We start from the raw sequence: 21,038 nt of genomic DNA, 5'->3' as shown, positions 1-21,038 counted from the left end.
GCGGCGCACTGGCATGCCAGACTGGAAATCTTCGAGCCTGCGCGCCGAGAACGCTTGCAATGAGGGCGCCGCTGCCGCAATTCTGACGCCGTTCGCTCGCGCCTCCCGGGTGCGCGCCCGTCGCGCGGCCCGCGCGCGACCTTGCCTGTCTGCTTTCGAGGTTGTCGCCGAATGATCGATTTCGCCGAACTGCGCCGCGCCATGGTGGACGCCCAGGTGCGTGCCAACGACGTCACCGACCTGCGCATCGTCGCCGCCATGCTGGAGACGCCGCGCGAGCGCTTTGTTCCGGCCAGCCTGCGCAACTTCGCCTATATCGATGACGACGTGCTGGTGAAGGAAGGTGCGCCGGCGCGCTACCTGATGGAGCCCATGGTGCTGGCCAAGCTGCTGCAGGCGGCCGAGATCGGCCCGGACGCGCTGGTGCTCGATGTCGGGGCGGCGAGCGGCTATTCCACTGCGGTGCTGGCCAAGCTCGCGGGCCAGGTGGTCGCGCTGGAGGAAGATGCCGAACTCGCCGCGCAGGGCTCGTCGTTGCTGGTCGAACTCGGCTTGCTCAATGCCGCCTATGTGCAGGGCCCGATGGCCGCCGGCTGGCCCGGCGAGGCGCCCTATGATGTGATTCTGGTCAATGGCGGCGTCGACGAGGCTCCCGAATCGCTGCTCGCTCAGCTGAAGCCCGGCGGACGCCTTGTCGCCGTCGTCGGGCGCGGGCGCGCCGGGCGGGCGACGGTGTACACTCATACCTCAGGCGGCATCGGTTCGCGCGTGGTGTTCGACGCCGCCGTGCCGACCCTGCCAGGCTTCGAGGCGCGTCCGGGCTTTGTGTTCTAACGGTTTTTTGCGCCCCTGTGGCCCATCTGCCGCGTGTGCGACGAAATCGTCCGCCGCACCAAACCGAGCGGTTCACAGTCCATCTTCGAGCACCTATCCTGCGTTCGCGTCAGTAAGAGAGTGAGAGAGTCGCCCGGGGGCAGGTGATTCCCATCAGATTAGCGTTCGCAGAGGTTGGACATGTGGCTGTCGGCTACCGGGGGTAAGGTCGTCGCGTGGGCGGCGGTCGCGTTTGTCGTTGGCATTTCGGTGCCGGCACAGGCTCAGACCCTCGAACAAGCGCTTGTGGCGGCCTATCGCAACAATCCCACATTGAACTCGCAGCGCGCCGCCACCCGCGCGACGGACGAGTATGTGCCGATCGCCCTTTCCGGCTATCGCCCCCAGATCTTCGGCACCGCCTATGCCGGAGCGCAATGGGCCGAGACGCGGGTCGATCCCGGCAGCGTGACGACGGGGACAGGTTCGCTCTCCGTTGCCAAGACCTATCCCACGGGCGTCGGCATCACCATCAGTCAGACCATCTATAATGGCCTGAAGACCGCCAATTCCGTGCGCAGCGCCGAGTCGCAGGTGCGCGGCCAGCGCGAATTGCTGCGCAATACCGAGCAGCTCGTGCTGCTCGATGCCGCCACCGCCTATATGAACGTGCTGCAGAACGCGGCGCTGGTGGAACTGCAGAAGCAGAATCTCGAAGCGCTGAAGGAAGAACTGCGCGCCGCCCGCGACCGCTTCTCGGTCGGCGAGATCACCCGCACCGACGTCGCCCAGGCGGAAGCCAGCGTTGCCAATGCGCAGAGCGAACTCGCGCTCGCCGAATCGAACCTCAACACGGCCAATGCCGTGTTCTACCAGGTGATCGGCCTGCGCCCGACCAAGCTGAGCCCGGGCCGGCCGATCGATCGCCTGCTGCCCAAGAGCGAGAAGCTCGCCGTCGAATCCGGCATCACCAGCCATCCGGCGGTGAAGTCGGCCGAGTACGCCGTCGATGCCGGCGTGTCGAATGTGAAGGTGGCCGAGGCGGCTCTGTCGCCGACGCTGACCCTCAACGGCGCGGCCTCGTCCGATTACAACAGCACGCTGAATGTCGAGCGCCAGACCTCGGCTTCGGCGACGCTGAACCTTACCGTGCCGATCTATCAGGGCGGTGGCGAGTACGCGACGATCCGGCAGGCCAAGGAAACGCTCGGCCAGTTGCGGATCGAAGTCGACGTGAACCGCGAGCAGGTCCGCGCCAATGCGGTGCAGTACTGGGGCTCGCTGGAAGCGGCCAAGGCGGCCATCGAATCGGCGCAGGCTTCGGTTGCGGCCAACGAGATCGCGCTGCGCGGCGTGCGTGAGGAATGGCGTGTCGGTCAGCGCACCACGCTCGACGTGCTGAACGCGCAGACGGCGCTGTTCAACGCCCGCGCCAGCCTCGTCATCGCCCAGCGCGACCGCGTTGTCGCCTCCTACGCCGTGCTGTCGGCGTCGGGACGTCTCAGCGCCACCACGCTCGGGCTCAAGGTTCCGATCTACAACCCGCAGATCCACTACGATCAGGTCCGCGACGCCTGGATCGGCGTGCGCACTCCCGGCGGGCAGTAAGGGCCTCCGCCGCCGTCGAGCGCCTTCGGCGGTCGCCTTGGCGGTGATGAAGGCGAGAGGCAGCTTGCAGTAGGCGCGCACGCCGTTAACCTTAGATTGCGAACCTTGTTCATCCTCTCGGGTTGCATCTTGGCGTGCCGCCCCCGGCGGTCCAGACTTCATGAAGTGTTAACGGGTTGAAACGTGCGCTTCGGCCGAGCGCCTCAGCCCCGGGATCGGAAAGCAGCGCATGCCGAATGCGAGAGGCAGTGAGCCGTCGATGGAGGAGATCCTGGCCTCCATCCGCCGCATCATTTCCGACGAGGTGGCCGGCGAGCCGGCGGCCGCGCGCAATGAGGCGTCGCGTTCCGGGCGCGAGGCGCCCGCCGCCCGTGCGGCTTCGCCGACCCGTGAGGCCGCGCCGCGCCCCGCCGCTCCTGTCCCGCCGCGCCCGCAGCCGGCTCCGGCCGATCCGGAAGCCCTGTCCTATGCGCCGCCCCCCTTTCGCGAGCGGGTGGAGAGCCCGGTGGACTATGCCCCGCGCGGTCGGGCGCCTGCCGCCGATCCCTTTGCCTCGCGTCCGGTGACCGTTGCGGCTGCCGCGCTGGCGGCCGCACCCTTCTCGCCGCCCTCCGTTGTGAGCCGCGCGCCGGCAGGGCCGGTCTATTCCGGCGGCTCCGCCGCCCGCGCGCTGGACATGCCGGCCCCCGCGCCGGTGGCGAGCGAGAATCGCCCGCCCGAACCGCGCCGCACCGAGCCGCGGCTGTTCCCCGATTCCCGGCCCATGCCCGATCTGCGGCCCTTGCCGGAGGTGCGCCCGCGTGGCGAGCCGCGTCTGGTCGAGCCGCGCAGCCCGGTGCCGGCGGCGGAACCGCGCGCGGCGGCCGCCCCTGCGGTGCCCCGGCCGGCGCCGACACCGGCCGCAGCGGCGGGATCCACTTCCGGCATGAGCGCGCTGCCGCCCCTGCGTCCCTCCTATTCCCGCCCCTCGATGCTGAAGCCGTCGGCGCCGCTCGACAGCGATCTCGACAAGCCGCTGGCGGCGGCGCTGCTCGACCTGGCGCTGGTGGAGCAGGCGGTTCAGGCGGAACTGGCGAATGTGGCGCTGACCGAGCCGGCCACCCCGCCGGAGCGGGCGGCCTCGCCGGCTGCGCGCACCCCCGAGGCGAAGCCCGCCCTTTCCGAGCCCGCCAGGGTCGAGCCGGAGCGGGCACCTTATGTGCCGGCACCGTCCGTCGCCGCTGTGCCTGAGGCGCCCGCGCCGGCTCCGGTTGGACCGTCTGTGCTCGCCCCGTCGGGCCCTGTGACCTTCACTGCCGAGCCTGAAGCGATGACCGCGGCGCCCGTCACCCCGGCGGCTGAGCCAGCGGCGCTGGTCGCCGCGTCGCATCCGGTGGCCGAGCCGAACGAACTGCCGATGCCCGCGCCGCTCACGCCTGCTGAGCCGGCTTCCGTGGAGCCGGCCCGCGACGCGCGGCCCCGCAGCGCTGCGCCGGTGAGTGAGGCGCCCGCGACGCGTGCCGCCGAGCCGCGCCCGCTGGAGGCCCGTCTTCAAGAAGCCCGCCTGCAGGAGACACGGTCCTACGAGCCGCGTGCTTATGAGGGCCGGTCCCATGAGCCTCGCGCTTCCGAGCCTCGCGCTTCCGAGCCTCGCCTTTCCGAGCCGCGCGTTTTCGGCAGCGGCGGGGCCGATGCCCGGCGCAGCGACGCTGCGCAGGCGGAAAGCCGGCTGGCGGAAGCGCGTCCGGTCGCCGGCAGCCGGCCGGCGCCTTCGACGGAAACCGCCGAGGCCATGCGCGAGCGGCTGGTATCGGGGCCGGCGAGCAGCGCGGTATCCGCCGCCTTCAGCTCTCTGCAGCGCACCATGAGCAGCCTTCCGCCGCGCTCGATCGACGATCTCGTGACCGACGCGCTGCGGCCGATGCTCAAGGAATGGCTGGACGAGAACCTGCCGGCGCTGGTCGAGCGGCTGGTGCGGGCGGAAATCGAGCGCGTCGCGCGGCACGGCCATTAGGCCGGGCACAATCGGCGCGATTCCGGGCTTTGCGCCGGGCATTGCCTTACGCGAGTTGACCCGGCGCAGTTGACTTGGCGCATCGGCTCCGCTTTCTCTCGCGCCTGTTCAATTGAGGTGCCGGAGCCATCATGCTCGACAACAGGTTCGATCCCGCCGCCGTCGAAGACCGCATCTACCAGGGCTGGATGGAGGCGGGCGCCTTCAAGGCCGGGCGTCCAGAGCGGGCAGGGGCCGAGCCCTATTGCATCGTCATTCCGCCGCCCAACGTCACCGGCTCGCTCCATATGGGGCACGCGCTCAACAACACGCTGCAGGACATTCTCTGCCGCTTCGAGCGCATGCGCGGCAAGGATGTGCTGTGGCAGGTCGGCACCGACCATGCGGGCATCGCCACCCAGATGGTGGTGGAGCGCCAGCTCGCCGAGCGCCAGCTGCCCGGCCGCCGCGACATGGGCCGCGCCGCCTTCGTCGAGCGCATCTGGGCGTGGAAGGAAGAATCCGGCGGCACCATCATCAACCAGCTGAAGAAGCTCGGCGCCTCCTGCGACTGGTCGCGCGAACGCTTCACCATGGATGAGGGCCTCTCGCGCGCCGTTCTCAAGGTGTTTGTGCGGCTCTACAAGGAAGGGCTGATCTACAAGGACAAGAGGCTGGTGAACTGGGACCCGAAGTTCCAGTCCGCCATTTCCGACCTTGAAGTGCTTCAGGTCGAGGTGAAGGGCCATCTCTGGCACCTGCGCTACCCCTTGGCCGACGGCGTGACCTACCAGCACCCCATCGCCTTCGACGAGAACGACCAGCCCTACGAGTTCGAGACGCGCGACTATATCGTCGTCGCCACCACCCGGCCTGAGACCATGCTCGGCGATACGGCGGTCGCGGTGCACCCGGAGGACCCGCGCTATCAGGGCCTCGTCGCCGCGGGCGCCAAGGTGCGCCTGCCGCTGGTCGGCCGGCTGATCCCCATCGTGGCGGACGACTATTCCGACCCGACCAAGGGCACCGGCGCGGTGAAGATCACCCCGGCGCACGACTTCAACGATTTCGAGGTCGGCCGCCGGCACAGCCTGCCGATGATCAATGTGCTCGACGCCGAGGCGCGGATCACGCTGGCCGGCAATGAGGATTTCCTCGCCGGGGCCCAGCCGGGCGCCGAACTCGCCGCCGCGCTGGCGCTCGACGGGCTGTCGCGCGAGGCGGCGCGCAAGGCCATCGTCGCGCTGCTGGAAGAGCGCGGCGTGCTCGACCGGATCGAGCCGCACACCCATATGGTGCCGCATGGCGACCGTTCCAATGTGGTCATCGAGCCCTGGCTCACCGACCAGTGGTATGTCGACGCCCACACCCTCGCCCAGCCGGCGCTGGCCGCCGTGCGCGAGGGGCGGACGAACTTCGTGCCGAAGAACTGGGAGAAGACCTATTTCGAGTGGCTGGAGAACATCCAGCCCTGGTGCGTCTCGCGCCAGCTCTGGTGGGGCCACCAGATCCCGGCCTGGTACGGGCCGGACGGCTCGGTCTTCGTCGAGGAGACGGAAGAGGCCGCCGTTGCCGCCGCGCTCGCCCATTGCGTGCAGAACGGCATCATCACCGATGCCGAGGCGCAGGAACTCGCCGCCGATCCGGAAAAGCGCGCGGCGCTGATCACCCGCGACGAGGACGTGCTCGACACCTGGTTCTCCTCCGCTTTGTGGCCGTTCTCCACGCTCGGCTGGCCGGACGAGACGGGGGAGGTCGCCCGCTTCTACCCGACCACGGTGCTCATCACCGGCTTCGACATCATCTTCTTCTGGGTCGCCCGGATGATGATGATGGGCCTGCACTTCATGCCCGACGTGCCGTTCCGGGATGTCTACATCCACGCCCTCGTCCGCGACGAGAAGGGCGCGAAGATGTCGAAGTCCAAGGGCAACGTCATCGACCCGCTCGACCTCGTGGGTAAGTACGGAGCGGACGCACTGCGCTTCACGCTGGCGGCGATGGCGGCGCAGGGGCGCGACATCAAGCTCGCCACCTCGCGTGTCGAGGGCTACCGCAATTTCGCGACCAAGCTGTGGAACGCCGCCCGCTTCGCCGAGATGAATGGCTGCGGGCGCGATCCCGCCTTCGTGCCGCGCAACGCGGAATCCCGGCTCAACCGCTGGATTCTCTCCGAGCTGCAGAAGGCCGGGACCGAGATCACCCAGGCGCTGGAAGCCTACAAGTTCAACGAAGCGGCCGGCGCGGCCTATCGCTTCGTCTGGAACATCTTCTGCGACTGGTATCTCGAACTCGCCAAGCCGGTGTTCAATGGCAATGGCGGCTGGAAGGACGAGACGCGCGCCACCACCGCCTATGTGCTCGACGAAATCCTCAAGCTGTTGCACCCGTTCATGCCCTTCCTCACCGAGGAGCTGTGGGCGCGCACGGCCGAGACCGGCGCACCGCGCGCCAGCCTGCTCACCCTCGCCGAATGGCCGGCGCTGACGGGGCTGGAAGCGCCCGAGGCGGAGGCGGAAATCGGCTGGCTGGTCGATCTCATCACCGAGATCCGCTCGGTCCGCGCCGAGATGAACGTGCCGGCGGGCGCGCAGATTCCGCTGGTGCTGGTCGGCGTGCCGGAGGAGGTGCGCGCGCGCGTGGTGGTGTGGCTCGACACGCTGACGCGCCTCGCCCGCCTGTCCGGCATCTCCTTCGAGGCGGAAGCCCCGGCGGGCTCGGTACAGATCGTGGTGCGCGGCGAGACGGCGGCGCTGCCGCTTGTCGGCATTATCGACATGGACGCGGAAGGCGCGCGCCTCGCCAAGGAACTGGCCAAGGCGCGGGACGACATCGCCAAGGTCGATGCCAAGCTCGGCAATGCCGATTTCATCAAACGTGCACCCGAGGAAGTTATCGAGGAGCAGCGTGAGCGCCGCGAGGCGGCGGCGGAGCGCGCCGCCAAGATCGGCGAGGCTTTGACCCGGCTCGGCCGCGCCGGCTGAGACAAGGCCGCGAGACCGGTAGGCGAAGGCGTAAGGCAGGAGCGGGCAGGGAAGCGGCATGGCGTTCATCGAATCGTTCCAGCCGGGCGATTTCCTCTCCACCATCGTGAGCCTGCTGGTCGCCTTCGCCATGGGCACGCTGATCGGCGCCGAGCGGCAATACCGCCAGCGCACCGCCGGGCTGCGTACCAATGTGCTGGTGGCGATCGGCGCCTGCCAGTTCGTCGACATGGCGATGCACCTGGCCGGGCCTGAGGGGGCGGTGCGGGTGGTCGCCTATGTCGTCTCCGGCATCGGCTTTCTCGGCGCCGGCGTCATCATGAAGGAAGGCACCAATATTCGTGGCCTGAACACGGCGGCGACGCTGTGGTGCTCGGCGGCGGTGGGGGCCTGCGCCGGGGCGGACCTGGTCGCCCAGTCCGTGCTGCTCACCGGCTTCGTGCTGGCCGGCAACACCCTGCTGCGCCCCCTGGTGGGCGCGCTGGAGCGCCTGCCGCGCGACGAGGAATCGACCGAGGCGACCTATGGCGTCAGTGTCATCACCGGCGCGACAGTGGCGGCGGAACTGCGCAGCAAGGTGTCAAGCCTGCTGGAAGCCGCGAAGTTCCCGATCGACGAGGTCGAGATCCAGGACCGGCCGGACGGCACGGCGGAGCTGCGCGCGACGCTGGTCAACACCTCCGTGCGGGTGGCCGAGCTCAATGCCGCGGTGGCGCGGCTGCGCCACCTGCCGGGTGTGACCTCGGCCGACTGGACCCGCTCGGCCGCCGATTGAGGTTGGGGCCGCTACTGCGAGGCGGCCGAAGAATCGGCCGCGGCTGTCTGCGTCCCCGCCAGCCGCGCCTCCATCCGGTCGAGCTCGGCGCGCAGCCGTTCGATGACGTCGGCAGCCTCCGACAGCTCGTCCTCGACCTTGTCGCGGCGGAACTGGTCCAGATCCGCCGCCATCGCCCGCAGACGCTCCACGATATTCCCGCTCGGCACGTTGCTCTCCCTCGTTTTCCGGCGGCCCCGGGCTCTGCGCGGGGGCCGCTTTTCCAGCCGTCTGGCTATCGCGTTTTTGTGACTGACCGGCAACAGTGTCACGCATTCGCAACCATAACGGAAGGCCACAGCGCCGACGCCGCGAAGCCGCCACAAACCGGCACGAAATCCGACGGATAGACGGGGGATAAAGGTGCCGGATGCGGTGCCAAGATAAAGAGCCCCCGCGCCGGGATGCGTGAAGAAAATGGACGTCAGGACGATCATCGACAAGCGGAACCTGCCGAGCCGCCATGTGACGGAAGGCCCGGCGCGTGCGCCGCACCGGTCCTATCTCTACGCCATGGGCCTGACCCGCGAGCAGATTCACCAGCCGCTGGTCGGCGTCGCCTCGTGCTGGAATGAGGCGGCTCCCTGCAACATCTCGCTGATGCGCCAGGCGCAGGCGGTGAAGAAGGGCGTCGCCAGTGCCAATGGCACGCCGCGCGAATTCTGCACCATCACCGTCACCGATGGCATCGCCATGGGCCATGACGGCATGAAGGCCTCGCTGGCCTCGCGCGAGGTCATTGCCGACTCGGTCGAACTCACCATTCGCGGCCATTCCTATGACGCGCTGGTCGGCCTGGCCGGCTGCGACAAGTCGCTGCCGGGCATGATGATGGCGATGCTGCGCCTCAACGTGCCGTCGATCTTCATCTATGGCGGCTCGATCCTGCCGGGCTCCTTCCGCGGCCAGCCGGTCACGGTGCAGGACATGTTCGAGGCGGTCGGCAAGCACTCGGTCGGGCTGATGTCCGACGATGACCTCGACGAGCTCGAACAGGTCGCCTGCCCCTCCGCCGGCGCCTGCGGCGCGCAGTTCACCGCCAACACCATGGCGACCGTCTCCGAGGCGATCGGCCTTGCGCTGCCCTATTCGGCCGGCGCGCCGGCGCCGTATGAAATCCGCGACCGGTTCTGCATGGCCGCCGGCGAGCAGATCATGGATCTCGTCGCCCGCAATATCCGCCCGCGCGACATCGTCACGCTGAAGGCGCTGGAGAACGCCGCCACCGTCGTCGCCGCCTCGGGCGGTTCGACCAATGCCGCGCTGCATTTGCCGGCGATGGCGCACGAAGCCGGCATCAAGTTCGACCTGTTCGATGTTGCCGAGATCTTCAAGCGCACGCCCTATATCGCCGATCTCAAGCCCGGCGGGCGCTATGTCGCCAAGGACATGTTCGAGGCCGGCGGCATTCCGCTGCTGATGAAGACGCTGCTCGACCACGGCTTCCTGCATGGCGACTGCCTCACCGTTACGGGCCGCACCGTGGCCGAGAACCTCGCTTCGGTGAAGTGGAACCCGCACCAGGACGTGGTGCGCCCGGCCAATGACCCGATCACCGTCACCGGCGGCGTGGTCGGCCTGCAGGGCAATCTCGCCCCCGAAGGCGCCATCGTGAAGGTGGCGGGGCTGAAGAATCAGAAATTCACCGGCCCGGCCCGCTGCTTCGATGGCGAGGAAGCCTGCTTCGAGGCAGTGACGCAGCGCGCCTATAATGAAGGCGACGTGCTGGTCATCCGCTATGAGGGGCCGAAGGGCGGTCCCGGCATGCGGGAAATGCTGTCGACCACGGCCGCTCTTTACGGGCAGGGGGCGGGCGACAAGGTGGCGCTGATCACCGACGGACGCTTTTCCGGCGCGACGCGCGGCTTCTGCATCGGCCATGTCGGGCCGGAGGCGGCGGTCGGCGGCCCGATCGGGCTGATCCGCGACGGCGACATCATCACCATCGACGCGATCGAGGGCACGCTTGACGTGGCGCTTTCGGACGAGGAACTCGCCGCCCGCCGGGCGGAGTGGAAGCCGCGTCCGTCGCCCGTCGGCTCGGGGGCCATCTGGAAGTTCGCGCAGGCCGTGGGACCCGCCCGTGATGGCGCGGTCACTCACCCCGGCGGCGCGGCCGAGACGGCGTGCTATGCGGATATCTGACCTCACGGGCGCTTGCCCGCTCCCCCTCCCGCGCACCGCGCTCCTCTGCGCGGCGCTATTGGCCGCGCTGCTGGCCGCACCGACCTCGCATGCCTTCGACGGCACGCCCGGTGGGGACGCGCCCGCACCGGCGACGCCCGGCAAGCCGCGCACCATCGAGGAATCCGTGCGCTTCGGCGCGCAGGCGTTGCGCTCCGGCCAGACGGAGCAGGGCATCGATTCCCTGCGCTATGCCGCCGAACAGGGCCATGCCGGCGCGCAGTGGAAGCTTGGCCGCATGTATGCGGAAGGCGAGGGCGTCGAGCGCAACGACATCAAGGCGTTCGAGTATTTCAGCCAGATCGCCAACATGCACGCCGACGACAACCCGGCGACGCCGGAGGCGCGCTTCGTGGCGGACGCCTTTGTGGCGCTCGGGGCCTATTATCTCGTCGGCATCCCCAACACCAAGGTGCGCCGCGACGCCACGCGGGCGCGCGACATGTTCGCCTATGCCGCCTCCTATTTCGGCGATCCCGGCGCGCAGTACCATCTGGCGCGGCTCTATATTGACGGCGACGGCGTCGACCGCGACCCGCGCTTCGCCGCACGCTGGCTGGGGCTGGCGGCGCAGAAGGGCCAGTACCAGGCGCAGGCGGCGCTGGGCGGGCTGCTGTTCAAGGGCGATGACGGCATTCCGCGCCAGGCCGCGCGCGGCCTGATGTGGCTTACCCTCGCCCGCGACGCCGCGGCCGGCCCGCAGGACAAATGGGTGGTGGACCTCTATGAGGACGCCTTCGCCAATGCGAGCGCGGATGAGCGCGCCATGGCGCTGGTCTATCTCGAACAATACATGAAGACCGCGCGCTGAGGCGCGCTCAATCCCGGCCGAGCGCAGCGAGAGCCGGGAGCGCACTCATGCATAAGACGATCCCGGATCGACCTGCGGCCGTCCGGGATGACGGCGTGGCCGAGAGGGCCCGTTACGCCTTGAAGGCCAGCTCCGCCCACACAGGCACATGGTCGGAGGGCTTCTCCCAGCCGCGCACATGCTTGTCGATGCCCACGGCCTTCAGCCGGTCCGTGGCCTGCGGCGACAGCAGCAGATGGTCGATGCGGATGCCGTTGTTCCGCTGCCAGGCGCCGGCCTGATAGTCCCAGAAGCTGTAGAGGCCGGCGTCCTGCGTGGTGGCGCGCAGCGCGTCGGTCATGCCGAGATTGAGGATTTCGCGAAACGCGGCCCGCGTCTGCGGCAGGAACAGCGCGTCTTCCGTCCAAGCCTCGGGATGGGCGGCGTCTTCCGGCTCGGGGATGACATTGTAGTCGCCGCAGACCACCAGCGGCTCCTCGAAGGTCAGCCTTGCCGCGATATGCGCCTTCAGCCGCTGCATCCATGAAAGCTTGTAGGGATATTTCTCGGTGCCCACCGGATTGCCATTGGGCAGGTAGATGCCGCACACGCGCAGCGAGCCTTCCGGGGTGGAGACCACCACCTCGATGAAGCGCGACTGCACGTCCGCCTCGTCGCCCGGCAGGCCGGACGTCACTTCGTCGAAGGGCAGGCGGGACAGCACGGCCACGCCATTGAAGCCCTTCTGGCCATGTACGGCGACATTATAGCCGAGCGCCTCGAACGCCTCGCGCGGAAAGGCCTCGTCGGTGCATTTCAGCTCCTGCAGGCACACCACATCCGGGCGGGTCTCGGTGAGCCACGCGACAGCGTGCTCCTGGCGTTGCCGGATCGAATTGACGTTCCAGGTGGCGATGCGCATCGGCGTCTCACGGAAGGCGAAGGGAAGGGCGAGTCGCGGCCAGTCTACAGCACCGGCAGCAGCCGGCGCACGATGAGGGCGGAGGACAGCGCCACCTCATCGACGAACTGGCGGAAATCGAAATGCGAATCGCGGCCGGCGAGATCGGAAAGCGTACGCACCACCAGCCAGGGCACGCCGAAGGCGGCGGCGGCCTGCGCCATCGCCGCGCCTTCCATCTCCACCGCCGCCCCGCCCAGTTCGCGGAACAGCCGCTCGCGCAGCGTCTCGGAATTGATGAACTGGTCGCCGGTGAGGATTCGCCCATAAAGCAGCCGCGGCGGGCGCTCGCCGCCGGCGGCAGAGAGCGGGGCGAGCGATATCTCGTCCAGCGCCGAACGCACCCGCGTGATCAGATCGCCATCGGCGCTATGGCCCAGTTCCTCATGCGGGCTGAAGAACGGCAGATGGCCGGCCTGATAGACGACGAAGCCTTCATCCGCGCCGTAATAGCCGGCATCGTGCTGCACCACATGGTCGGCGATCACCACATCGCCGATGGAGAGCGCGGGGTCGAGCCCGCCGGCGATGCCGGAGAACAGCAGCAGACGGCAGCCGAACCGCTCCAGCAGCAGGGTGGCGGCAATGGCGGCGTTGACCTTGCCCATGCCCGCGCGCGCCAGCACCACCTGATGGCCGTCGAGCCGGCCGGCATGAAACACCATGCCGGCGGTCTCGGTGATCTCCGTCGCCGTCAGATTGTCGGCGAGAAAGGCGAATTCCTGCGGAATGGCGCAGAGGACGCCAATCGGGCGCATCAGAGGGCGAAGCTGGTGCCGCAGCCGCAGGAAGCGGTGGCGTGCGGATTGGCGATGCGGAACGAGGCGCCGATCAGATCGTCGACGAAGTCGATATGCGAGCCGGACATATATTCCAGCGAGACGGGGTCGATGACCACGCTCGCCCCGCCCTCGGCGATGACGATGTCGTCCGCCTCGCGCTCGCGGGTGATGTCGAACTTGTACTGGAAGCCCGAGCAGCCGCCACCTTCCACGCTGACGCGCAGCATAGTCTCCGGCGGTTCTCCCTTGAGGATTTCGGCGATGCGCCGCGCCGCGCTGGCGGTGACGCCGACGGACGGAGCCGCGATGTCGGGCGATGGACCTGCACTCATGTCGCACACTTCCCGTTGAATATGACCTGCCCGGATAGTTAAGTGCTGCCGCCCCCGAGTCAAAGGGGGCTTCTCGCAGAACGGGCAGGAGAGACGCGCATGGCGGTGGCCGGGGCGCAGCCGCGGGCGCCATGGGCGTCGAAGGCTGAGGAAAGCCGGGGGCGCCTCTACCCCGAGGCCGGCGGCGATGCGCGCAGCGCTTTTCGCCGCGATGCCGACCGCATCATCCATTCCAGCGCCTTCCGCCGGCTGGCCTACAAGACGCAGGTATTCTCCTATCACGAGGGTGACCATTACCGCACAAGGCTCACCCACACGCTGGAGGTGGTGCAGGTGGCGCGCTCGGTGGCCCGCGCGCTCGGCCTCGACGAGGATCTGAGCGAGGCTCTGGCGCTGGCGCATGATCTTGGCCATCCGCCCTTCGCCCATGCCGGTGAGCGCGTGCTCGATGCCTGCATGGCGGCCTATGGCGGCTTCGATCACAATGCGCAGTCCCTGCGCGTGGTGACGCGGCTGGAGAACCGCTACCTCGATTTCGACGGGCTGAACCTGTGCTGGGAGACGCATGAGGGCATCGTCAAGCATAACGGCCCCCAGCATGCGCCGCTGCCGCACGCCATCGAGGTGCATGCCGAGCGGCAGGACCTCTGGCTGTGGAGCTGGCCCTCCGCCGAGGCGCAGGTCGCCGCAATCGCCGACGACATCGCCTATGACGTTCACGACCTCGATGACGGGCTGCGCGCCGGCCTGTTCGGCCTCGACGAACTGACCGAACTGCCGCTGGTTGGACCGATCCTCACCGAGATCCGCCGGCACTGGCCCCATCTCGACCGCGCCCGGCTGTTCCATGAACTCGGCCGGCGGATGATCACCGTACTGATCGGCGATGTGGTGGCGGAGAGCCGCCGGCGGATCGCACTCGCACAGCCCGAGGATGCCGATGCCCTGCGCCGGCTTGGCCATGCCGTGGTGGGATTTTCAGGGGAGACGGCCGCGGCGGAAAAGGCGATCAAGGCGTTCCTGTTTCCGCGCATGTACCGCCACCCGCGGGTGATGGCGGCGATGGACGCGGCCGGGGCGGTGGTGCGCGACCTGTTCGCCCGCTACATGGCCGACACCGCCGCGCTGCCGGAGGAGTGGCGGGCCAGCGTCGAGGGCCGCAGCGAGGCGGCGCGCGCCCGGCGGATCGCCGATTTCCTGGCCGGCCAGACCGACCGTTACGCCCTCGCCGAGCATGCCCGGCTCTTTGACAGTGCACCGGAACTGCGGTAGCGGCAGCGGCCCCTTTGGGTCTGGCCGCGCCGGGAGTTTGCCGTCATGAACCTTTTTGCCCTGTTCGTCGATCATGTCCGCGCCGCGCTTTCCGAGCTTGCGCGTGAAGGGGTGGTGCCTGCGGGGGTCGATACGGCGCGCGTCGTGGTGGAGCCGCCGCGCGACGCCTCCCATGGCGACCTCTCCACCAATGCGGCGATGGTGCTCGCCAAGGAAGCCGGATTGAAGCCGCGCGAGCTCGCGGAGAAGCTGTCGGCCAAGCTCGCGGCGCTGCCGGGTGTGGCTAAGGTGGACGTGGCCGGTCCCGGCTTCATCAATCTGACGCTGGACGGTTCCTACTGGCCGCAGGTGCTCGCCGCCGTGCTGGTTCAGGGCCGTGACTACGGCCGCTCGCAGGCGGGTGGTGGTCAGCCGATCAATGTCGAATATGTCTCGGCCAATCCCACCGGCCCGATGCATGTCGGCCATTGCCGTGGCGCCGTGTTCGGCGACGCGCTGGCCAATCTGCTCGCCTTCGCCGGCTGGAAGGTGACGCGGGAATATTACATCAACGATGCCGGCGCGCAGGTCGATGTGCTCGCCCGCTCCGCCTTCCTGCGCTACCGCGAGGCACTGGGCGAGACGATCACCATTCCCGAGGGGCTTTATCCCGGCGACTATCTCGTCCCCGTCGGCAAGGCTCTGGTGACGAAGTACGGCCGCACGCTGCTCGACAAGCCGGAAGAGGAATGGCTTCCGGCGGTGCGCGCCATCGCCATCGACGCGATGATGGCGATGATCCGCACCGATCTTGCCGCGCTCAACATCCATCACGAGACCTTCTTCTCCGAGCGGACGCTGCATGCCCGGCCGCACGGGGCGCCGAGCATCATCGACCGGCTGCTGGAGACACTGCGGGCGCGCGATCTCGTCTATGAGGGGCGCCTGGCGCCGCCCAAGGGGCAGCCGGTGGAGGATTGGGAGGATCGGGAGCAGACGCTGTTCCGCGCCACGCAGTTTGGCGACGATGTCGACCGCCCGCTGATGAAGTCGGACGGTGCCTATACGTACTTCGCGGCCGACATCGCCTATCACAAGGACAAATTCGATCGCGGCTTCAAGCGGATGATCGATATCTGGGGCGCCGACCATGGCGGCTATGTCAAGCGCATGCAGGCGGCGGTGAAGGCCGCCTCCGACGGCGAAGCCAGCCTCGATGTCGAGCTGTGCCAGCTGGTGCGGCTGCTGCGCAATGGCGAACCGGTGAAGATGTCGAAGCGCGCCGGCGATTTCGTGACCCTGCGCGACGTGGTCGACGAGGTCGGCCGCGACGCGGTGCGGTTCATGATGATCAACCGCAAGAACGACGCCGTGCTCGACTTCGATCTCGCCAAGGTGATCGAGCAGTCGCGCGACAATCCGGTGTTCTATGTGCAGTACGCGCATGCGCGGGCCTGCTCCATCCTGCGCAACGCGGCGCAGGCTTTCGCCGACCTGCCGACGGCGCCGGCCGACTTCGCCGGCGCGGCGCTGTCGCGGCTCGACGACGAAGGGGAAGTGGGTCTCGCCCGCCTCATCGCCAATTATCCGCGCCTGATCGAGCAGGCGGCCCCGGCGCGCGAGCCGCACCGGCTGGCCTTCTATCTCTACGATCTCGCCAGCGCCCTGCACGGACAGTGGAATCGCGGAAAGGATCTGCCTCATTTACGCTTCATTATCGAAGATGATCGAGAGTTGACCTATGCGCGGCTGGCTTTGGTGCACGCCGTCGCGCTGATCATCGCTTCAGGACTTTCCATTCTTGGAGTCGATGCTCCCGAAGAAATGCGGTGAGCGCGTTCGCGACGGTTCGTTCGACCTGCCGCTCCCGTGATGCCGCCCGATGGGCGGTCCTGGTGTTGAACGTGGCGAACAGGTTCTGAAGATGGGCAATGAGAACATGCGTGACCGGCCGGAAAACGGCGCCGAGGACCCGCTTGCCGAACTTGCGCGTCTGATGGCCCAGGAGGACGATTTCGCCGAGCTGCTGCGCCAGTCGCCGCCCGCGCGGACGGCCGCCCCGCCTCAGCCCCCGGCCGTCCCTTCGGGCCGGCCCATGTCTCCCCCGCCCACCCGGCCACCGCTGACGGCGCGCCGCCCCACCGATGAAGCGCGTCCCGCGCCCGGTTCCTTCGCCGCGCTGGCGGCGGAAGTCTATGGTGAGGGCGTGTCGCGCGGAGCGCCGCCGCGTCCGGGTTCAGACTATCAGGCACCCGACGCCCATCGCGAACCCGCCCGTGGCGAGCGGCCCGATCCGCGCGCGCCCTATGTCCCGCCGCGTCCGCAGGTGACCGAGGCGGGGCGCCGCATGCCGGCCCCAAATGCGGCTCCTTCGTCGCCGCAGCGGCCGCTGCCGACCCGGCCGGAAGCTCCCCGCCCCGAGGCGCCTCGTGCTCCCTCGGCGCGACCGATGACGGCGGCGGACATGGCGCGTCAGGAGGCTCTGCGCCAGGAGGCTCTGCGCCAGGAGGCTCTGCGTCAGGAAGCTCCCCGCCCGGATCTGGGCCGCCAGGAAGCGGCACGGCAGGAAGCCGCGCGCCAGGAGGCCGCCCGTCAGGAGGCGATGCGCCGTGAGGCGCTGCGGCAGGAAGCCGTGCGCCAGGATGCGGCGCGCCAGGATGCGGCCCGTCAGGAGGCCGCGCGCCAGCAGGCCGCGCGTCAGGAGAGTGCCCGTCGCGAGGCGGCCGCCCATGCTGCAGCGGCACCTTCGGCGGGCAGCGGCGATGAGGCCGCCGATAGCCGTATTCCCGCCTGGATGACCCGCGCCACGGCCGCGGCCCGCGCCGTCGACGCGCCGGCGGCGCCCGCCGCGCCGCCGGCCGGCTCGGCGGCGCCAGGCCGTCCCGCGAGCGCCCAGCAGCCGGTCGATCTCGACGAGGATGCTTATGATTACGGGCGTTCCGCCGGCGACTACCCGCCGGAGGCCGACGCCTATGACGATTACGCCCCGGAGGAACAGGCGCCCAAGGGCCTCGACCGCAAGCGCCTGATGATGATCGGCGGGGCTGTGGTGGTGTTCATCGGGGCCGCCGCCATCGGCTATGGCCTGATGTCCGGCCGCTCGACATCCACGGTCGCTGGTGCTCCGCCGGTCATTCGCGCCGATCAGGGTCCCAACAAGGTGATTCCCAACCAGCCGGCGGCGGCGGAACAGGGCGCCGATGGCCAGAAGCTGATCTATGACCGCGTCGGCGGCGCCACCACCGGCAATGAGCAGGTTGTGTCGAGCGAGGAGCAGCCGGTCGACGTGTCGCAGGCGGCGCAGCCGCAGCCGCGCGTCATCCAGACCTCGCCGTCGAGTGCCTCGCAGCCCGGGTCCGGCGAGCCCAAGCGCGTGCGCACTCTCACCGTCCGGGCCGATGGCACGGTGGTGGAGGTGCCGGCACCGGCCGCGCCGGTGCCCCCCGGCGCTTCGGCTGCCCCCGCCGGCAATCCCGTCGCGCTGAACATGGGCGCGGGCGGCACTGTGCCGACCTCGCCCACGCCGCTCGCCGCGACGCCCTCCATCGTCGAGAACATGCCCACTGACGCGGCCCCCGCGCCGGCACCGGCCGCCGCCACGGCGGCCGCCCCACGCGCGGCGACCCCGGCCCCCGCCGCGCCGCCCGCCCGCACGGCGGCGGCGCCTGCGGCGTCGTCGAGCGCCTCGTCGGTTCCGGCGGGCGCCTATGTCGTGCAGATCGCCTCTGTCCGCTCCGAAGCGGAGGCGCAGGCGACCTGGCGCAGCGCCCAGACCCGCTATGCCGATCTGCTGCGTGGCCAGCCTTTCAGCGTGAAGCGGGCCGATCTCGGCGACAAGGGCATCTATTACCGGGCGCAGGTGGGCAATTTCAGCTCGCGTGACGGTGCGGTGAGCCTGTGCGAAGCCCTGCGCGCCCAGGGCACGACCTGCATGGTCGCCCGCAACTGAGCCGCCGGAGTCTCATGACCACCTCGCCCGCGCCGCGCGCCTTCATCACCGGCTGCGCCGGCACCGCGCTCACCCGTGATGAGATCGCCTTTCTTGAGGAGGCGGCTCCGTGGGGGCTGATCCTGTTCCGCCGCAATGTCGAGAGCCCCGCCCAGGTGGCGGCGCTTGTCGCCGCCTTTCGTGCCACGGTTGGCCGCCCCGACGCGCCGGTGCTGATCGACCAGGAAGGCGGGCGGGTTCAGCGTCTCGCCCCGCCGCACTGGCCGGCCTATCCGCCGGCGGACGTGTTCGCGCGCCGCGCCGAGGCGGGTGACACGAACGGCGCGGCCGAGGCCGCCCGGCTCGGTGCCCGGCTGATGGCGGCCGATCTCGCGGCGCTCGGCATCACTGTCGACTGCGTACCCTGCGCCGATCTGCGCCTGCCCGAAGGTCATGGCATTATCGGCGACCGCGCCTATGGGGCGACCCCGCCGCAGGTGGCGCATCTCGCCCGTGCGGCGGCCGAAGGGCTGATGAGCGGCGGCGTGCTGCCGGTGCTCAAGCACATTCCCGGCCATGGCCGGGCCCGTGCCGACAGCCATGAAAGTCTGCCGGTGGTCGAGACCTCCCGCGCCGAGCTGGAAGCGACCGATTTCGCCCCGTTCCGCGCCCTTGCCGACCTGCCGCTCGGCATGACGGCGCATGTCGTCTACACCGCCGTCGATCCCGACCGTCCGGCCACGACCTCGCCCACGGTAATCGACGAGATCATTCGCGGCCATATCGGTTTCGACGGCGCGCTGATGAGCGACGATCTGTCCATGGGCGCGCTGGCGGGGTCGCTCGCGCACCGCGCCGAGGCGTCCTTCGCCGCCGGCTGCGACCTCGCGCTTCACTGCAATGGGCGGCTCAACGAAATGGCCGACGTGGCGTCCCGCACGCCGCTCCTCGCGGGCGAGGCGGCCCGGCGCTGCGCGGCGGCGCTCGCACGTCTGGCGGTGCCGGAGGAAATCGCCCTGGATGAGGCACGGACGCGTTTTTCGGCTATGATCGCGGCGTCCTGAACGTCGTTCGCGGTTCCTGATGGTTCAAAGCCAGTTCACCTTCGATGCCGACGGCGCGCGCCAGGCGGGCGAGCCCGCTCTGGTGGTGGATGTCGACGGCTTCGAAGGGCCGCTCGACCTGCTGCTGGCGCTGGCGCGCACGCAGAAGGTGGACCTTCACCGCATCTCCATCCTCCAACTCGCCGAGCAATATCTGCACTTCGTCGAGGAGGCGCGCCGCATCCGGCTGGAACTGGCGGCGGACTACCTCGTCATGGCGGCGTGGCTCGCCTATCTCAAATCGCGCCTGCTGCTGCCCGATCCGCCGAAGGAGGAGGGGCCGAGCGCATCCGATCTCGCCGCCGATCTCGCCGAGCGGCTGCGCCGGCTGGAGCAGATTCGCGCCGCCGCCGCGCATCTCGCCACGCGCGACCGCATCGGGCATGAAGTGTTCCCGCGCGGCGCTCCGGAGCCGCTGCAGGCCGCCGGTCCCATCGTCTATGAGGCGACGCTCTACGATCTGCTCGCCGCCTATGGCGCCCAACGCCAGAAAATGGCGCTGTCGCAGGTGCGCTTTCCGCCGCGCAGCGTGATCTCGCTGGCCGAGGCGCGCGAGCGGCTGGAGCGGCTGCTGGGGCGGCTGGCGCTGCATGGCGAATGGTCCCGGCTCGACGGGTTCCTGCTCAACTGGATCGCCGATCCGAAGATGCGGGCGACCGCGCTCGCCTCCGGCTTCTCGGCGACGCTGGAAATGGTGCGCGAGGGACTGATCGACGTGCAGCAGGAGGAGAGCTTCGCACCGATCTGGATCCGCAGCCGGCGGGACGTTCCGGAGGAGGGCGCATGAGCGCCGACGCCGCCCGCAGCCCCCTGCCGGAGCCGGGGGAAGAGGCGCCGCGCGCGCCGGGACGCGACCCGGATCTGCGCCTGCTCGAAGCCATGCTGTTCGCCGCCGGCGAGCCGCTGGACGAGGCTGCCATGGCCGCACGCCTGCCCGATGGCGCCGATGTGCGGGCGCTGCTCGCCACCCTGTCGGCCGACTATGCCGACCGTGGCTTCAATCTCGCGCGGGTGGCCGGAAAATGGATGCTGCGCACGGCGCCCGATCTCGGTTTCCTGCTCGCCCGCGACAAGCCGGAGCCGCGCCGGCTCTCGCGCGCGGCGCTGGAGACGCTGGCGATCATCGCCTATCACCAGCCCGTCACCCGCGCCGAGATCGAGGAAATACGCGGCGTGTCCACAAACAAGGGCACGCTCGACGTGCTGCTCGCGGCCGGCTGGGTGCGGCTGCGCGGGCGGCGGCGCAGCCCCGGGCGTCCGGTGACCTATGGCACCACCGAGACCTTTCTCGTCCATTATGGCCTCGACACCATCCAGGACCTGCCGGGCCTCGATGAACTGCGCGGCACCGGGATGATCGATTCGCGCGTGGCCGCCGGCCTTACCGTGCCGCTGCCCAGCGACGCGCCCGACCTGAAGGACGACGAAGACCCGCTGGAGCCGGAATTCGAGCTGTCCTTCGCGCATGAACCGGATGGCGACGACGATCCGGACGACTGAAAGAGCCCCCATGCTG

At 69.4% G+C, this 21,038-nt stretch carries 17 protein-coding genes; 13 read left to right on the top strand and 4 right to left on the bottom strand.

Annotated features, from left to right (window positions below):
* Nucleotides 1-171 precede the first annotated feature (171 nt).
* The 5 genes from J2S75_RS03350 to J2S75_RS03330 all read left to right on the top strand — a co-directional run bounded on the left by J2S75_RS03350 (nucleotide 172) and on the right by J2S75_RS03330 (nucleotide 8,152).
* The gene (locus J2S75_RS03350; RefSeq protein WP_307018164.1) at nucleotides 172-834 is read left to right on the top strand and encodes a protein-L-isoaspartate O-methyltransferase family protein; all 663 of its coding nucleotides are present in this window, start codon (nucleotides 172-174) and stop codon (nucleotides 832-834) included.
* A gap of 180 nt (nucleotides 835-1,014) precedes the next feature.
* Nucleotides 1,015-2,421, top strand: a complete 1,407-nt coding sequence (locus J2S75_RS03345; protein WP_307018162.1) for a TolC family outer membrane protein — start codon at nucleotides 1,015-1,017, stop codon at nucleotides 2,419-2,421.
* A 259-nt stretch (nucleotides 2,422-2,680) separates the two neighbouring features.
* A complete protein-coding gene (locus J2S75_RS03340; RefSeq protein WP_307018160.1) occupies nucleotides 2,681-4,414 on the top strand; it encodes a DUF2497 domain-containing protein in 1,734 nt (577 codons plus the stop codon).
* Between the two features lie 131 nt (nucleotides 4,415-4,545).
* Complete coding sequence (locus J2S75_RS03335; RefSeq protein ID WP_307018159.1) at nucleotides 4,546-7,377, top strand: valine--tRNA ligase; 2,832 nt, start codon at nucleotides 4,546-4,548, stop codon at nucleotides 7,375-7,377.
* Nucleotides 7,378-7,435: 58 nt separating this feature from the next.
* Entirely contained in the window at nucleotides 7,436-8,152 is a 717-nt protein-coding gene (locus tag J2S75_RS03330) for an MgtC/SapB family protein (RefSeq protein ID WP_307018158.1), read from the top strand.
* Between the two features lie 11 nt (nucleotides 8,153-8,163).
* Here the strand turns inward: J2S75_RS03330 and J2S75_RS03325 are convergent, their stop codons facing one another.
* On the bottom strand, nucleotides 8,164-8,634 hold the full coding sequence (locus J2S75_RS03325; RefSeq protein ID WP_307018156.1) for a hypothetical protein: 471 nt from the start codon (nucleotides 8,632-8,634) through the stop codon (nucleotides 8,164-8,166).
* Here J2S75_RS03325 and ilvD point away from each other — a divergent pair.
* Nucleotides 8,609-10,336: a dihydroxy-acid dehydratase gene (gene ilvD, locus J2S75_RS03320; protein ID WP_307018154.1), complete on the top strand. Its 1,728-nt coding sequence runs from the start codon at nucleotides 8,609-8,611 to the stop codon at nucleotides 10,334-10,336. The genes J2S75_RS03325 and ilvD overlap by 26 nt on opposite strands.
* Nucleotides 10,323-11,186, top strand: coding sequence for a tetratricopeptide repeat protein (locus J2S75_RS03315; RefSeq protein ID WP_307018152.1), 864 nt, complete (start codon nucleotides 10,323-10,325; stop codon nucleotides 11,184-11,186). The genes ilvD and J2S75_RS03315 overlap by 14 nt, the downstream gene beginning before the upstream one ends.
* A gap of 112 nt (nucleotides 11,187-11,298) precedes the next feature.
* On the opposite strand, the gene xth is transcribed toward J2S75_RS03315, so the two are convergent.
* The 3 genes from xth to J2S75_RS03300 are packed head-to-tail and all read right to left on the bottom strand — an operon-like array spanning nucleotide 11,299 to nucleotide 13,240.
* Complete coding sequence (gene xth, locus J2S75_RS03310) at nucleotides 11,299-12,087, bottom strand: exodeoxyribonuclease III (RefSeq protein ID WP_307018150.1); 789 nt, start codon at nucleotides 12,085-12,087, stop codon at nucleotides 11,299-11,301.
* 44 nt (nucleotides 12,088-12,131) lie between these two features.
* Nucleotides 12,132-12,884 carry a 5'-methylthioadenosine/adenosylhomocysteine nucleosidase gene (locus J2S75_RS03305; RefSeq protein ID WP_307018149.1) on the bottom strand — a complete coding sequence of 251 codons (753 nt, stop codon included), beginning with the start codon at nucleotides 12,882-12,884 and terminating at the stop codon, nucleotides 12,132-12,134.
* On the bottom strand, nucleotides 12,884-13,240 hold the full coding sequence (locus tag J2S75_RS03300; RefSeq protein WP_307018147.1) for a HesB/IscA family protein: 357 nt from the start codon (nucleotides 13,238-13,240) through the stop codon (nucleotides 12,884-12,886). Before J2S75_RS03300 ends, J2S75_RS03305 begins: the two co-directional genes overlap by 1 nt.
* A 99-nt stretch (nucleotides 13,241-13,339) precedes the next feature.
* Between J2S75_RS03300 and J2S75_RS03295 the strand changes: the two genes are divergently transcribed.
* The 6 genes from J2S75_RS03295 to scpB all read left to right on the top strand — a co-directional run bounded on the left by J2S75_RS03295 (nucleotide 13,340) and on the right by scpB (nucleotide 21,022).
* The gene (locus tag J2S75_RS03295) at nucleotides 13,340-14,512 is read left to right on the top strand and encodes a deoxyguanosinetriphosphate triphosphohydrolase (RefSeq protein WP_307018145.1); all 1,173 of its coding nucleotides are present in this window, start codon (nucleotides 13,340-13,342) and stop codon (nucleotides 14,510-14,512) included.
* 45 nt (nucleotides 14,513-14,557) lie between these two features.
* Nucleotides 14,558-16,324 (top strand): arginine--tRNA ligase, encoded by a 1,767-nt coding sequence (argS, locus tag J2S75_RS03290; protein ID WP_307018143.1) that lies wholly within the window; start codon nucleotides 14,558-14,560, stop codon nucleotides 16,322-16,324.
* A gap of 91 nt (nucleotides 16,325-16,415) precedes the next feature.
* A complete protein-coding gene (locus J2S75_RS03285; RefSeq protein ID WP_307018141.1) occupies nucleotides 16,416-18,440 on the top strand; it encodes an SPOR domain-containing protein in 2,025 nt (674 codons plus the stop codon).
* A 14-nt stretch (nucleotides 18,441-18,454) separates the two neighbouring features.
* Nucleotides 18,455-19,483 (top strand): beta-N-acetylhexosaminidase, encoded by a 1,029-nt coding sequence (gene nagZ / locus J2S75_RS03280; RefSeq protein WP_307018139.1) that lies wholly within the window; start codon nucleotides 18,455-18,457, stop codon nucleotides 19,481-19,483.
* Nucleotides 19,484-19,502: 19 nt separating this feature from the next.
* Complete coding sequence (locus J2S75_RS03275; protein ID WP_307018136.1) at nucleotides 19,503-20,309, top strand: segregation and condensation protein A; 807 nt, start codon at nucleotides 19,503-19,505, stop codon at nucleotides 20,307-20,309.
* Nucleotides 20,306-21,022, top strand: coding sequence for an SMC-Scp complex subunit ScpB (gene scpB, locus J2S75_RS03270; protein WP_307018134.1), 717 nt, complete (start codon nucleotides 20,306-20,308; stop codon nucleotides 21,020-21,022). The genes J2S75_RS03275 and scpB overlap by 4 nt, the downstream gene beginning before the upstream one ends.
* The last annotated feature ends 16 nt before the right edge of the window (nucleotides 21,023-21,038 follow it).

This window comes from Ancylobacter polymorphus (assembly GCF_030813495.1).
Lineage (GTDB): Bacteria > Pseudomonadota > Alphaproteobacteria > Rhizobiales > Xanthobacteraceae > Ancylobacter > Ancylobacter polymorphus.
This window is presented reverse-complemented; position numbering and strand designations above follow the sequence as displayed.

What these genes read in the sequence shown, in the direction of transcription:
- J2S75_RS03350 (WP_307018164.1), top strand. Translation starts at nt 172, where the DNA reads ATGATCGATTTCGCCGAACTGCGCCGCGCCATGGTGGACGCCCAGGTG.
- J2S75_RS03345 (WP_307018162.1), top strand. Translation starts at nt 1,015, where the DNA reads ATGTGGCTGTCGGCTACCGGGGGTAAGGTCGTCGCGTGGGCGGCGGTC.
- J2S75_RS03340 (WP_307018160.1), top strand. Translation starts at nt 2,681, where the DNA reads ATGGAGGAGATCCTGGCCTCCATCCGCCGCATCATTTCCGACGAGGTG.
- J2S75_RS03335 (WP_307018159.1), top strand. Translation starts at nt 4,546, where the DNA reads ATGCTCGACAACAGGTTCGATCCCGCCGCCGTCGAAGACCGCATCTAC.
- J2S75_RS03330 (WP_307018158.1), top strand. Translation starts at nt 7,436, where the DNA reads ATGGCGTTCATCGAATCGTTCCAGCCGGGCGATTTCCTCTCCACCATC.
- ilvD (WP_307018154.1), top strand. Translation starts at nt 8,609, where the DNA reads ATGGACGTCAGGACGATCATCGACAAGCGGAACCTGCCGAGCCGCCAT.
- J2S75_RS03315 (WP_307018152.1), top strand. Translation starts at nt 10,323, where the DNA reads ATGCGGATATCTGACCTCACGGGCGCTTGCCCGCTCCCCCTCCCGCGC.
- xth (WP_307018150.1), bottom strand. Translation starts at nt 12,087, where the DNA reads ATGCGCATCGCCACCTGGAACGTCAATTCGATCCGGCAACGCCAGGAG.
- J2S75_RS03305 (WP_307018149.1), bottom strand. Translation starts at nt 12,884, where the DNA reads ATGCGCCCGATTGGCGTCCTCTGCGCCATTCCGCAGGAATTCGCCTTT.
- J2S75_RS03300 (WP_307018147.1), bottom strand. Translation starts at nt 13,240, where the DNA reads ATGAGTGCAGGTCCATCGCCCGACATCGCGGCTCCGTCCGTCGGCGTC.
- J2S75_RS03295 (WP_307018145.1), top strand. Translation starts at nt 13,340, where the DNA reads ATGGCGGTGGCCGGGGCGCAGCCGCGGGCGCCATGGGCGTCGAAGGCT.
- argS (WP_307018143.1), top strand. Translation starts at nt 14,558, where the DNA reads ATGAACCTTTTTGCCCTGTTCGTCGATCATGTCCGCGCCGCGCTTTCC.
- J2S75_RS03285 (WP_307018141.1), top strand. Translation starts at nt 16,416, where the DNA reads ATGGGCAATGAGAACATGCGTGACCGGCCGGAAAACGGCGCCGAGGAC.
- nagZ (WP_307018139.1), top strand. Translation starts at nt 18,455, where the DNA reads ATGACCACCTCGCCCGCGCCGCGCGCCTTCATCACCGGCTGCGCCGGC.
- J2S75_RS03275 (WP_307018136.1), top strand. Translation starts at nt 19,503, where the DNA reads ATGGTTCAAAGCCAGTTCACCTTCGATGCCGACGGCGCGCGCCAGGCG.
- scpB (WP_307018134.1), top strand. Translation starts at nt 20,306, where the DNA reads ATGAGCGCCGACGCCGCCCGCAGCCCCCTGCCGGAGCCGGGGGAAGAG.